Annotated in this window: 10 protein-coding genes; 9 read left to right on the forward strand and 1 reads right to left on the reverse strand. The window is 46.3% G+C overall.

The features are described from left to right. Window positions 1-37: 37 nt before the first annotated feature. The 3 genes from thrC to UNITIG_RS15790 all read left to right on the forward strand — a co-directional run bounded on the left by thrC (window position 38) and on the right by UNITIG_RS15790 (window position 4,593). Window positions 38-1,435, forward strand: a complete 1,398-nt coding sequence (gene thrC / locus UNITIG_RS15780) for a threonine synthase (protein WP_101759358.1) — start codon at window positions 38-40, stop codon at window positions 1,433-1,435. A gap of 46 nt (window positions 1,436-1,481) precedes the next feature. Further along, complete coding sequence (gene recJ / locus UNITIG_RS15785; protein ID WP_101759359.1) at window positions 1,482-3,221, forward strand: single-stranded-DNA-specific exonuclease RecJ; 1,740 nt, start codon at window positions 1,482-1,484, stop codon at window positions 3,219-3,221. Between the two features lie 154 nt (window positions 3,222-3,375). Further along, on the forward strand, window positions 3,376-4,593 hold the full coding sequence (locus UNITIG_RS15790) for a cytochrome P450 (RefSeq protein WP_101759360.1): 1,218 nt from the start codon (window positions 3,376-3,378) through the stop codon (window positions 4,591-4,593). A 78-nt stretch (window positions 4,594-4,671) separates the two neighbouring features. On the opposite strand, the gene UNITIG_RS15795 is transcribed toward UNITIG_RS15790, so the two are convergent. After that, window positions 4,672-5,652: a malate dehydrogenase gene (locus UNITIG_RS15795; RefSeq protein ID WP_101759361.1), complete on the reverse strand. Its 981-nt coding sequence runs from the start codon at window positions 5,650-5,652 to the stop codon at window positions 4,672-4,674. A 270-nt stretch (window positions 5,653-5,922) separates the two neighbouring features. On the opposite strand from UNITIG_RS15795, the gene ttcA reads away from it, so the two are divergent. From ttcA to UNITIG_RS15825, 6 genes are all read left to right on the forward strand, one after another. After that, window positions 5,923-6,846: a tRNA 2-thiocytidine(32) synthetase TtcA gene (gene ttcA / locus UNITIG_RS15800; protein ID WP_101759362.1), complete on the forward strand. Its 924-nt coding sequence runs from the start codon at window positions 5,923-5,925 to the stop codon at window positions 6,844-6,846. A gap of 124 nt (window positions 6,847-6,970) precedes the next feature. Further along, the gene (locus UNITIG_RS15805; RefSeq protein ID WP_101759363.1) at window positions 6,971-9,268 is read left to right on the forward strand and encodes a bifunctional diguanylate cyclase/phosphodiesterase; all 2,298 of its coding nucleotides are present in this window, start codon (window positions 6,971-6,973) and stop codon (window positions 9,266-9,268) included. Between the two features lie 329 nt (window positions 9,269-9,597). Next, entirely contained in the window at window positions 9,598-9,987 is a 390-nt protein-coding gene (gene fliE / locus UNITIG_RS15810; RefSeq protein WP_101759364.1) for a flagellar hook-basal body complex protein FliE, read from the forward strand. A gap of 107 nt (window positions 9,988-10,094) precedes the next feature. After that, entirely contained in the window at window positions 10,095-11,768 is a 1,674-nt protein-coding gene (gene fliF, locus UNITIG_RS15815; protein ID WP_101759365.1) for a flagellar basal-body MS-ring/collar protein FliF, read from the forward strand. Then, window positions 11,761-12,780 carry a flagellar motor switch protein FliG gene (gene fliG, locus UNITIG_RS15820; protein ID WP_101759366.1) on the forward strand — a complete coding sequence of 340 codons (1,020 nt, stop codon included), beginning with the start codon at window positions 11,761-11,763 and terminating at the stop codon, window positions 12,778-12,780. The genes fliF and fliG overlap by 8 nt, the downstream gene beginning before the upstream one ends. 68 nt (window positions 12,781-12,848) lie before the next feature. After that, complete coding sequence (locus UNITIG_RS15825) at window positions 12,849-13,601, forward strand: FliH/SctL family protein (protein ID WP_101759367.1); 753 nt, start codon at window positions 12,849-12,851, stop codon at window positions 13,599-13,601. Window positions 13,602-13,604 lie beyond the last annotated feature (3 nt).

Genomic DNA, 13,604 nt, shown 5'->3' on the forward strand with positions numbered 1-13,604 from the left:
ATTCAGAAAGATAAAATAAATTCAGGCAAGGTTTATCATGAAATACATAAGTACTCGCGGCAAGGCGCCGGCGTTAAATTTTGAACAGGTTTTATTAACTGGCCTTGCTCCCGATGGCGGGCTATATGTACCGGAAACACTGCCACAATTTTCGCAACAGGAAATCGCTTCCTGGGCAGGGCTAAGTTATACCGATTTGGCGTTTAAAATTGTGCAACCCTTCGTCGATGATTGTATTCCCGCTGACGATTTGAAGGCGATTATTGATGATACCTATATTGATTTTCGTCACCCCTCAATTGCACCGTTAGTGCAGCTGGATAAAAATGAATGGGTACTGGAATTATTTCAGGGCCCCACGTTAGCGTTTAAAGATTTTGCGCTGCAAATGTTGGGTCGTTTGTTGGATTATATATTGGAGCGCCGCCATCAAAAAGTTGTCATTATGGGGGCTACTTCTGGTGACACAGGTTCGGCTGCAATTCAGGGCTGCAAACGTTGCAGTAATATCGATATTTTTATACTACATCCTCATCAGCGCGTATCCGACGTGCAGCGCAAGCAAATGACCACTGTGCTGGCAGACAATATTCACAATATCGCCGTGCAGGGTAACTTCGACGATTGCCAATCGATGATTAAGGCCAGCTTTAACGATAAAAGTTTTTTGCCAGAAGATCGTCAATTGGTGGCAGTTAATTCGATCAACTGGGCGCGGATAATGGCGCAGATCGTTTATTATTTTTATGCGTCGTTATCACTGGGCGGTCCCTTGCGACCAGTTGCATTTTCTGTTCCCACCGGTAACTTCGGAGATATTTACGCTGGTTATTTAGCGTCAAAAATGGGTTTGCCGATTGATCAATTGGTAGTTGCAACCAACACCAATGATATTTTGCACCGTTGTATTTCCGCTAATGATTTTTCCAAGCAGCCATTAGTACATACATTGTCACCAAGTATGGATATTGTGATTTCCAGTAATTTCGAACGTTTATTGTTTGATTGCTATGGTCGTGATGGTGCTGCTATTGATGATTTAATGACTCGTTTCCAATCGGAAGAAGTTTCGATTGCTGATAGTGCTTTTAGTAATGTGCAGGCATTATTTGATAGCTATATGGTCGATGATAAACAGACCGTGCAAACTATTGCTGATGTCTATGAGAGTACTGAATATTTATTAGATCCCCACTCCGCTATTGGTGTTGAGGCTGCGAGAAAAGTCCGTCGTCGTAATGATATTCCAATGATTACCTTGGCGACTGCTCATCCGGCAAAATTCCCGGAAGCGGTAATGAAAGCGGGCTATCCACAGGAACCACAATTACCGCACCATATGGCTGATTTGTTTGAGCAGGAAGAGCGCTGCACGGTGTTGGCTAATGATTTGACGGTAGTGCAACAGTTTGTGGCTAATAATATTACTGCCTAATTCTGCTACTGCTTCGGGGGCTTCCCCCGATCACGTTTGGAGAGCAATGCAAACCATAATAAAGCGTCGTCCCCAATCAACAGATAAGCAGCTGCTTGTCGAAGGTCTTTCCCCCTTGTTGCAACGCATCTATAGCGCCAGAGGTATTACCTCCGGGCAGCAAGTGCGCGCTGATTTATCCTTGCTATTAAAGCCTGACACTTTAAAAGGATTGCCTGCGGCGTTGCAATTGTTGCAAACAGCTCTGCAACAGCAACAGCGTATTTTAGTGGTGGGTGATTTTGATGCCGATGGTGCTACTAGCAGTGCATTAGCTGTACTGGCTTTGCGCGCAATGGGTGCTGGTTTTGTTGATTTTTTAGTGCCCAATCGTTTCGAGTATGGCTATGGTTTGACTCCCGAAATTGTGGCAGTCGCAACCCAGTATTCGCCGGATTTAATCGTCACAGTTGATAATGGTATTTCCAGTATTGCGGGTGTTGAGGCTGCCAATACTGCGGGTATTAAAGTACTGGTAACCGATCACCATTTGCCAGGAGCGGTATTGCCAGCTGCCGCAGCTATCGTTAATCCGAATCAGGCCGGCTGTACGTTCGCCAGCAAGAATCTGGCGGGTGTTGGGGTGATTTTTTATGTAATGTCAGCTCTCCGTACTCATCTACGTCGGCAACAATGGTTTAAGCAGCAGCAGATTGAAGAGCCTAATATGGCGGAATACCTTGATTTGGTGGCGTTGGGTACTGTGGCCGATGTGGTGCCGCTTGATCACAACAATCGAATATTAGTCGCCCAGGGCTTGCGCCGAATCCGCGCCGGTAAAACCCGTCCTGGTATCAAAGCACTGTTGGAAGTCGCCAATCGTAGCGTCCACCGTTTAGTGAGTGCAGATTTAGGTTTTGCTATAGGCCCACGTTTGAATGCTGCTGGCAGGTTGGATGATATGTCACTGGGGATTCAGTGTTTGCTCACCGATGATCCCTATCAGGCAAGAGATATTGCCCAGCAGATGAATGACTTGAATCAGGATAGAAAAGCTATTGAAGGCAGTATGCAGCATGAGGCTTTGGCAGGTTTAGCCAACCTGAAGATGGAGGAAGGCAGTTTGCCTATGGGCTTGTGTATTTATGATGCTGCCTGGCATCAGGGCGTTATTGGAATTTTGGCCTCACGAATTAAGGATCGTTATCATCGTCCGGTCATCGCCTTTGCTGATACTGATGATAGCAATGTCATTAAAGGTTCGGCGCGCTCTATTGCCGGTTTACATATTCGCGATGCGCTGGATGCAGTCGCTGCTCGTTATCCCCATTTGCTGAATAAGTTTGGTGGTCATGCCATGGCTGCGGGCATGAGCCTTGAAAAAAGCAATTACCATGAGTTTGCGCAAGCTTTTGATTGGGAAGTGCGTCGACAACTGACGGAGGACGACTTACAGGCAAAGCTGCTCAGTGATGGCGAGTTGATGCAGCAGGATTTTAGGCTTGAAATCGCCGCGGAATTACGCGATGCCGGCCCCTGGGGGCAGCACTTCCCTGAGCCAGTGTTTGATGGTCAGTTTTACTTGATACAGCAGCGTCTGGTCGGCACCAATCATTTGAAGATGGTGTTAGCGCTGGATGCTGAGGGCAGCCAGTTAATGGATGCGATCGCATTTAATATTGACTCTAAACTGTGGCCAAATGCAGCGGTTCAAAAAGTACTGGTGGCGTATAAGCTGGATGTGAATGAGTTTCGTGGCAAGCAATCTCTGCAGTTATTGGTTGATCATATAGAGGCTGTTGGATGACATGTCATTAACAATCTAACTAATGACTATTAATGTGTAATGCGCTTGTACTATAGTTATCCTATAAAGGTTGTCGAGTGCTAGCCATCTACGACCGTTTTAGCTAATACCCCAAAATTGGTAGAACAATAATAACGTTGAAAGGAAAGTGATAATGTCAAAGTGCCCAGTCCATATAGATTTGGTTGATCCGGATATTTACAGAGAAGGTGTACCCAACCACTTCCTCAAAGAGTTACGCGCGGAAGCGCCGCTGGCCTGGTATGACGACAAGTCAACAGGCGTGGGGTTTTGGGCGGTTACCAAGCATGAAGATCTCGATTATATTTCCAAGCATCCACTGATTTTCTCCTCCGCCGAAAAGACCTGTCTGATGAGAGAAATGAATGAAGAGGCGGTGGCTATGCAGCGGCTGATGATGATCAACATGGACCCGCCGGATCATTTACAAAATCGGCGCATCGTTAACAAAGCCTTTATCCCAAAAGTTATTGAGTCGAAGCTGGCTAATATCAAAGATATTTCCAAAGAAATTGTCGATAAGGTTGCGGCAAAAGGTGAATGTGAATTTGTTACCGAAGTGGCAACTGATTTGCCATTGATTGTGATCTGTGAACTGATGGGTGTTAAAAAAGAAGATCGACAAATGATTTTTGATTGCACTAATACCATGGTATTTGCCGATGATCCTGATATGTCCACCAGTGAAGAAGATGGTCAGATGGCAGCTGCACAAATTTATACCTACGGTATGCAGTTATTAGCTGAACATCGCGAAAACCCTACCGACTCTTTGACTGGAATATTGGTTGATTCTGTCGATGGTGAAGGCCTCAGCGAAGATGAATTCTGTTCATTCTTTTTGATTTTATTGGTGGCTGGAAATGAAACCACTAGAACTGTGACGGTTAATGGTATGCGCTTGTTGATGGAGCATCCTGAGCAGTTACAAGCTATTGCCGCTGATATGTCGTTATTACCTAATGCGGTTGAAGAAATGCTGCGTCACCAGCCGGCGGTTATTCAATTCCGTCGTACTGTGATGGAAGATGTTGTGGTTAGTGGCCAGCAATTAAAGAAAGGCGATAAGGTGATTATGTTTTACCCATCGGCAAATCGCGATGAGGCTTTATTTGATGAAGGAGATGCTTTTGATATTTATCGCAACAATGCCGACCAGCATCGCAGTTTTGGCATAGGCGAGCATTTTTGTCTGGGGTCGCATTTGGCTCGACTGGAATTGCGAGTCATTTTTGAAGAAGTGATTTCGCGAATGAAAAATCCAAAATTTGCTGCTCCAGTAAAGCGTTTGCGCTCTAATTTTATTAATGGCATTAAAGAAATGAAAATCACCTTTGATCCCGAAGTGTGATTTCTATTCAATAGCAACATCAATAGTAATAAAAAAGGCGCTCATAATGAGCGCCTTTTTTATTGCGTGCTCTGTCTATTAAGGTAATAGGTGAGCAACAGCATCGCGTTCTTCAGTCAATTCTTTTTCAGTCGCTTGCATTTTTGCACGGCTGAAATCATTGATTGATAAGCCCTGTACGATTTCCCACTCGCCATTGTTGCAGCGACAAGGGAAAGAATAGATCAGGCCTTCAGTAATACCGTAAGAACCGTCAGAGTAAATCCCCATGCTAACCCAGTCATCGCCGTGAGTGCCTAGTGCCCAGTCGCGCATATGGTCGATGGCAGCATTTGCAGCTGAGGCCGCAGAAGATGCGCCACGCGCTTTGATGATGGCGGCACCACGTTGCTGAACCGTAGGGATAAAGTCGCTTTCGTACCAAGCCTGATCAACCTGATCGATAGCGGCAGTGCCCGATACTTTGGCAGAGTACAAGTCAGGGAACTGTGTTGCAGAGTGATTACCCCAAACGACCATGTTAGTGACGTCATCAACGGTCTTGCTTGTTTTCTGGGCAATTTGTGTTTTGGCGCGGTTGTGATCCAGACGCATCATTGCAGTAAAGTTACGTGGGTTGATGCTGGGAGCATTGCGCTGAGTGATCAGGGCATTGGTGTTAGCCGGGTTACCGACAACCAGTACTTTAATGTTTTTACTGGCATTCTGGTCAATGGCTTTACCTTGCACAGAGAAGATAGCAGCATTGGCTTCCAGCAAGTCTTTACGCTCCATACCTGGTCCACGAGGACGAGCGCCTACCAATAATGCGTAATCAGCATCTTTAAAGCCAACATTCGGATCATCCGTACATACCACACCCGCTAACAATGGAAAGGCACAATCGTCCAGTTCCATTTTTACCCCTTCCAGGGCCTCTAAAGCAGGAGTGATGTCCAGTAATTGCAAAATAACAGGCTGGTCAGCACCTAACATGGCACCAGAGGCAATGCGGAATAACAGTGCATAGCCAATTTGGCCTGCTGCACCTGTAACGGTAACGCGAACGGGTTGTTTCATGGGTTGAGTCCTGTAGTTGGAATGTTGCTTATTTTAGCTACCATCGTTAAAGGGTAGCCCTGAATCGGGTTTGCGGGCAGGGAGTCTTTCAACGTTGCGGGTCTCGCAACGAGTGGCTACCTGGGCCGGGTAAGGCCGCATTGGGCGGGTGTGGAGCCGAATGCCTTAAAATCGGGGGCAATTCTAGTGATTTGCCGGTTAAATTTCCAGCCTAATTAATCATCAATAGCGATTTCCTTGTTGCGGATTTTTTCAGCAAAATTGCGTAGAATGCGCCGCACACAGAAACCGGGTGGTAATAGCGTGTTAGAACTGTCGAAAAAAGAGAAAACCGAATTCAATAAGCTGCAAAAGCGGCTGCGTCGCTATGTCGGGCAGGCGATCGAGGAATACCGCATGATTGAAGCGGGGGACCGGGTTATGGTATGCCTTTCCGGCGGCAAAGATTCCTATGCCATGCTTGATATATTGATGAACCTGCAGCGCAGTGCGCCAGTAGCCTTTGAGCTGGTGGCAGTCAATATGGACCAGAAGCAACCGGGTTTTCCCGAGACTGTATTGCCAACTTATCTTGATGCGTTAGATATTGAGTACTATATCGTTGAGAAAGACACTTATTCTGTGGTTAAGCAAAAAGTCCCTGAAGGTAAAACCACTTGCGGCCTCTGTTCGCGTTTGCGGCGTGGAACACTCTATGCCTTTGCTGAAGAAATTAACTGTAACAAGATTGCACTGGGCCACCATCGCGATGATATTGTCGAAACGCTGTTTTTGAATTTATTTTATGGTTCTAAATTATCGGCAATGCCACCTAAGTTGCTAGCCGATGACAAACGCAATGTGGTGATTCGCCCTATGGCTTACTGTAAGGAAGCCGATCTGGAAGAGTATGCACAGCTGAAACAGTTTCCTATCATCCCCTGTAACTTGTGTGGCTCTCAAGAAAATTTGCAGCGACAAAATATCAAAACCATGTTGCAAGGTTGGGAAAAAACACAGCCTGGCAGAGTCGCTAGTATTTTTGGCGCGCTACAAAACGTAGCGCCCTCGCAGTTGGCTGATGCCAACTTATTTGATTTTTCCAGCCTTCGTGTTGACCGCGCCGGAGAGCGAGAAGAATATGCTTTTGCTGAGGCAGAAATTACTGCGTCGGCAGTCGATGTGGTACGTTTTATTGATGCTTTAAAAGCCTGATTGCTGCCTATAATTTATCCTTGCTTATCAACATAGCGCCGATTATATAGCCATAAATGGAATATAACTGATCCCGCACTATACTTTTGTCTTCGATTAGCCCGTTGCGAAGAGTTTTTTATTGATGTTATTTTCCGCTGCCTCGCAGATTTTGCCAGGACAACTTAAAACGGTATTTGGATTTTATCCTATAGCTATTACCAGCTCATTGTTGTTGGTGCTGCTGAATACGTTAATGCTGTCGCCGCTTGAAGATGTGGGTTTTCATGCGTGGTTGTGGTTTGGGGCCGCTGTGCTGATATCAATTGTCCGCTATCAATTCTATTTGCAATATCTGCGCGCGCCGTTGTCCCGGTCATTACTTGCTTGGCTGTTTTGGCACACAGTGTTTGCTGCTATCACTGGTTTGGTCTGGGGGTACGCTGTATTGTGGTTGATGCCAGCAGATTCTATGGCACACCAATTGTTTTTTATTATTGCCATAGCAGGTGTCTGTTCCGGGGCATCCAGCACGCTGTCATTAACACCTTTGGCTTTTATATTTTTTATGGCCAGTTGTCTGGTGCCGCTGTCTACTGCACTCTATTTTTTGGATAAGCAAACGGGTTGGTGGCTGGTTAGCCTGTGTTACATATATATGATTTTTATGTGGACAACTTGTTTACGAAATTACCAAACCGCTTATCAAAACTTGCAGCAGTCCTGTTCACTCGATGAGCAACAACAAGCGTTGATCGAATCCCGGCGGCGACTGGATTTACATTTTGATCGCAGCCCGTTGGGTATTATTGAGTGGGATATCGATTTCAGCATTAGTCGTTGGAACCCCGCTGCCGAATTAATATTTGGTCGCCCCAGTGCTGCCATGTTAGGCCAGAATTTCTCGAAGCTATCCATGTTGCAGCAGGGAGTAGAGTATTTTGAAAAATTGACTGCGGCAGAGCATTTTTTAACCGCAACGCTAGCCAGCCAAACAGGTGATGGTAAAACCATTAACTGTGAATGGACTAGTGTGCCAATGCGTTTGGCCGATCAACAATTGGTTGGCTATACCTCTTTTGTACGTGATGTGACCAAGCGTATTCAGCGTGAAGAATTAATCACTCGTCAAGCTTATTATGACGCGGTAACGGATTTACCTAATCGCAATTATTTTCAAGACCGCTTGCAGCAAAAAATTAGTATGGCCAATAGAACCAGGCAATACAATGCAGTGTTTTTTGTTGATTTGGATCACTTTAAAGATATCAATGACTCCATGGGGCATTCTTTTGGCGATATCGTGTTGGCGCAATTTGCAAAACGTTTACAGGCGCGCTTACGCCAATATGACACATTAGCTAGGTTTGGTGGCGATGAGTTCGTGGTGCTATTAGAAGCATTGGATCCTGATTACGAACAGTCACAATTAATGTCAGCCCAGGTTGCGCGCTCGTTGCAATTATTACTACAAGATCCTTTCAAGCTCGATGATACTGAATACTCCTTAACCTGTAGCGTTGGGATAACATTATTTAATAGTGATCAATGCAGTGAGGATGAGTTATTAAGGCAGGCCGATCTTGCTCTGTACGAGAGTAAGCGCAAGGGACGGAATAATTACACCTTTTTCGAAACCGAAATGAGTCAACAAGCGGCGCGTCACTTGCAGCTGTTAAACAGTTTACGTGGTGCCATTAGTCGAGATGAAATGTCACTGGTGTATCAACCAAAAGTATCAATGCGTGATAACACTTTAATGGGAGCAGAGGCATTACTGCGCTGGAATAATCAGGACTTTGGCGCCGTTTCGCCGGCTGAATTTATTCCGGTATTGGAAGGCTCGGCCTTGATTTCGCAAGTGGGTTTGTGGGTGTTGGAAAGCAGTTTTCAGCAATTGGCGCAATGGATGCGTGACGGTCTATGGCACAGTGATATGCGGCTCGCTATCAATATCAGTCCCAAGCAGTTATTGGAAGCACATTTTGTTGAGCAGGTCGAAGCCGCGCTGGCTGTCAGTGAATTACCCGCGTCGTTAATCGAATTTGAAATCACTGAGAATGTACTGGTTGAAAATGTTGAGCGGGTGGGGCTGGTTTTGGCTACTTTAAACCAGTTAGGTATTAGTTTCTCAATTGATGACTTTGGTACCGGTTACTCGTCGCTAGCCTATTTAAAACAACTACCCATTGACGTACTGAAAATTGATAAATCATTTATTGATCATTGTACCGAAGAGGGCAATGACCAGGCTATTGTGCGCTCCATTCTTAGTATCTGTAATGAGCTGGGTTTAACCTCAGTGGCAGAAGGGGTTGAGACTGCTTTGCAGCAGCAGCTGTTGCAGAAAATGGGCTGCGATTTGTTACAGGGCTATTTGTTCAGTCGACCCATTGCGGCGGCCGATTTTGCCCAATTGTTAGTTGAATCTCCTCGCAGTTGATTCTTTAATAGTCACTTTTCGAATACATTCGTCTGTAATTGGCTGGTGATTTTTCACTTGCCAGTATCCAGTTATCCGATCCAAACCTTTATCGTTTCACATCGCTTTATCACTAAAGACAGTGTTTTCACTGCCTTGCAAAGCCATGCCATCAAGTTGGCCCGAATTATGCAATTTCCTACCGTTAAGCGGCTCTGAGTCTCCAATCTGTCAATTACTTGTCGATGGTTACCGCTGGTTCACAACGCTGTTGAGGCTAGCCTCCTGTTGGGTGTCAGTAGTTTGACTTGGGTCAGGATCATTTACTCTGTTTGCTCCAGGTATTACACATGAATGTCTCTAACCGAACCGATATAAATTCTTTGTTGATGCAAATGCGTGACATGAAGGCGCAGGCAGGGGTTGATGTTTCTGCTAACACTATCAATCCGCGCTCTGATGTTGAAGCGGCGTTAAAAGTCGGAGGTAGCAACCGCGTTGAGGGGAGTAATAGTGTTCCCAGTTTCAGCGAGATGTTTGGCAATGCCGTGAACTCGGTGAATGAAACACAGAAAACGTCGGCAGCACTGGCTACTGCTTACCAACAGGGTGATGCCGGGGTGAGTTTAACCCAGGTGATGGTGGCATCCCAGAAAGCGTCGGTCTCATTTCAGGCGATTACACAGGTACGTAACAAGCTGGTTGAGGCTTACAAGGATGTGATGAATATGCCAATTTAGCGGCTATATCGCGTAGCAGTATTGTTAGCCGTTATTTTTTTTCAGCAAGCTGGTAGTTAGTAAAACAATAACCGAATCATCATTAAGTAGTCGTTAAGAGGTTAAGAATGGCAGCGTTACCCGATAATGCAGCGCCACCACAGAGTGATTTCCTGCAAGGGATAAGTGGTTTAGGTATATTTCGTCAGCTAGGGTTGATGATTGGCTTAGCGGCCAGCGTGGCGATTGGGTTTGCTGTGGTGCTTTGGTCTCAAGGTGAAGATTATAAGCCGCTCTACGCCAACCTCGATAAGATGGACCCCTCCGATGTGCTCAATATTTTGCAGAGCAATCAAATTGATTACAAAGTTGATGAAAACAGCGGCGCCTTATTGGTGGTCGCTGATCAAATACATAACGCACGCTTAAAGCTGGCGGGGGCGGGTATCTCGCCTGACGGTAGCTTCGGTTTCGAAATGCTCGATAAAGAGCAGCCGCTGGGTACTAGCCAATTTATGGAGAATGCGCGTTTCAAGCGTGGCCTTGAAGGGGAGTTAGCAAGAACTATTGCCAGTATCCGAGCGGTAAGGGCAGCCCGTGTACACTTGGCCCTGCCAAAAACATCAGCCTTTATTCGCGACGTGCGTAAGCCGACGGCGTCAGTATTCCTGGATTTATACACCGGTAACGGGCTTAGCAGCGAACAGGTGCGAGCGGTAGCCAATATGGTGGCCTTTAGTATTCCTGCGTTAACCATTGATAATGTGACGGTAGTTGATCAGCGCGGCAACTTGCTGTCCAACTTTGATGTCGATAAAGATATGGCGATGGCCAATAAGCAACTGGACTATGTACACCAGCTTGAGTCCCGTTTAGTTAAACGTATCAGTTCAATATTGGAGCCTGTGTTAGGTCCGGATCGGTTTCGTGCTGAAGTCAGTGCCGATATCGATTTTACTCAAGTAGAACAAACCGATGAGCTGTTTAACCCTGACTTACCCGCTATTCGCAGCGAACAAACCGTTGAGGAGGCCCGTGGTAGTGGTGGTGCTGGCGGGATACCGGGTGCGTTGAGCAATCAGCCTCCGGCCGATGGGCAGGCACCGGAAGAAGCGGGCCCTGGCGAGGGGGCGGGTGGTATAGCGAGTGCAGGAACGAGCCGCCGCCAATCAGTTCGTAATTATGAATTAGATCGCACTATCAGTCATACGCGGCATCAGGTAGGGCGGTTAAATCGTTTGTCGGTTGCCGTGTTAGTTGATAACGCCGCATCGACTGATGCGGAAACCGGTGAGGTGAGTTCGGAGCCGCTTTCAGATGCGGAGCTGGATCAATTAGCGACACTGGTGCGGGATGCCGTAGGGTTTGATGCGACCCGTGGCGATAGTGTCAATATCGTTAATTCTGCTTTTATTCCTAAAGAAGTAGTTGAGCCAGTGCCGTTTGAAGAAGTCCCCATTTGGCAGCAGCCTGAGCTGTTTAGCTATGTGAAGCAATTAGCCGGTTTTTTGTTTGTACTGTTGATGGCGATTTTGGTGCTGAGGCCGGCGATGCGGGGTTTGACTGATACTTCCAAAAATATGCGTGAGATGGAAGCGCAGCGTGCGCTAGGTGAATTATCGGGAGATTTAGGCGCCGATTTGTCTGATGAAACAGTGACTTTATCAGGAGGTGATAGTTTAATGTTAACTGGGCCCAGTGAGAGTTATGATCAGCAACTCAATGCAGTCAAAGGGTTGATTGCTGATGACCCTGGCCGAGTGGCGCAAGTAGTGAAGAAGTGGGTAGTATCGAGTGAGTAACGACGCAAACAAAGCCAAGATTAATCTGACCACATTGGATCAGGCGGCGATTTTAATGATGTCACTGGGAGAGGCCGAGGCGGCAGAAGTGTTAAAGCATCTTGGCCCTAAAGATGTGCAGCGTATAGGTTCTGCAATGACGGCGTTAGAAAATGTGCCTCAGAGCCACGTTGAATTTGTGATGGGCAACTTTCTCGAAGAAGCGCGTAATATCACCGGCTTGGGGATGGGCTCGGATGGCTATATTCGCAATATGCTGGTAGCAGCGCTTGGTGAAGACAAAGCGGGATCATTGGTTGACCGTATTCTTTTGGGTGGCAATACCAGTGGTCTGGATACCTTGAAATGGATGGACCCGCGTTCGGTGGCTGACATTATTCGCAATGAGCACCCGCAGATTCAGGCGATTGTTATTGCGCATCTCGATGGCGATCAATCCGCTGAAGTATTAACCAACCTGCCAGAAAAAGTGCGACTGGATATTATCATGCGGGTTGCATCACTGGATGCGGTACAGCCTTCCGCCTTGCAAGAATTGAATACCATTCTGGAAAAACAATTCTCAGGTAACGCCGGTTCACAAGCTAAAGCGATGGGTGGTACTAAAGTGGCCGCCGAAATTATGAATAACCTCGATACCAGTATTGAATCTGAATTGATGGAGTCGATTAAAGAAATTGATGAGGATATGGGTGCGACTATTCAGGATCAAATGTTTGTCTTTGATAACCTGAAAGCTGTTGATGATCGTGGAATTCAAGCGTTGCTGCGCGAAGTCTCTTCTGAAGTGCTTATTCTTGCTCTCAAAGGTTCTGACGAAGAGTTGCAGGAAAAAATCTTTGGCAATATGTCGAAACGTGCTGCTGAATTACTGCGTGATGATTTGGAGGCCAAAGGGCCGGTCAAACTCAGCGAAGTTGAAGGTGCACAGAAAGAAATTCTGCTTATTGCTCGTCGCATGGCCGATGCCGGCGAGATAATGTTGGGTGGTAGCGGTGAAGAAATGGTTTAATACTTGAACCAAGGTATTAACGTGATTCTAAATCAATGCTCAATCTTTTGTAAACCAGGTAGTAACTTGTGACGCGAATTCCTTCCAATCAATCCAGTGCTTATGGCGCTTGGCAAATTCCTGAAGTTAAGGATGGCCAGATCGTTAAGGTCGAAAAACTACAAAACCGCGGTCCTCGTGGTGAGTTGATTAATGTTGATAAAAACGAAGTTATTTATAGTTCAATCACTGCAGCACAGCTTGAAGAAATTTCCAGTCAGGCTTACAACGATGTCAGTGAGCAAGCGCGTAAAGAGGGTTATCAAAAAGGCCATGCTGAAGGCCATCAAGCAGGTATGCAAGCAGCTAGCCAAACGGTAAAAAAACAATCTCAAGGTTTGCAGGCTGCGGTTGCAGAAATTTATAATTTTTTAGCGGGTCAGGATGACGAAGTCGAGCAGGCATTGATGAATGTTGCGACCTGTATTGCATCGGCAGTATTGCGACGCGAATTAACCATCGATAGTTCGCAGATCTTGCAAATCGTTACTGAAGCCGTCGCCATGCTGCCAATGGACGCTAGTAATATCACTGTTTTTTTGAGTGAACAGGACCATAAATTATTAACTGCGGAGCCTGACGAAATCCCTTCTAATTGGCAGCTTCAGGTCAAGCGAAATCTTACGCCGGGTGGTTGTCAAGTTCGCAGCCAGTACAGTGTTGTCGATTTCACTTTGGAAGAGCAATTCCAGCAAGCAGTGAATGAAATTGTTGAGCGTCGCTACGCCGAGTTGGCGCAAGCGGCCAAGCAGCGTTTGGGCTCGGCTGATGATGAAGCTTGAATG

The sequence above is a fragment of the Oceanicoccus sp. KOV_DT_Chl genome (assembly GCF_900120175.1).
Taxonomy (GTDB): Bacteria; Pseudomonadota; Gammaproteobacteria; order Pseudomonadales; family Dasaniaceae; genus Oceanicoccus.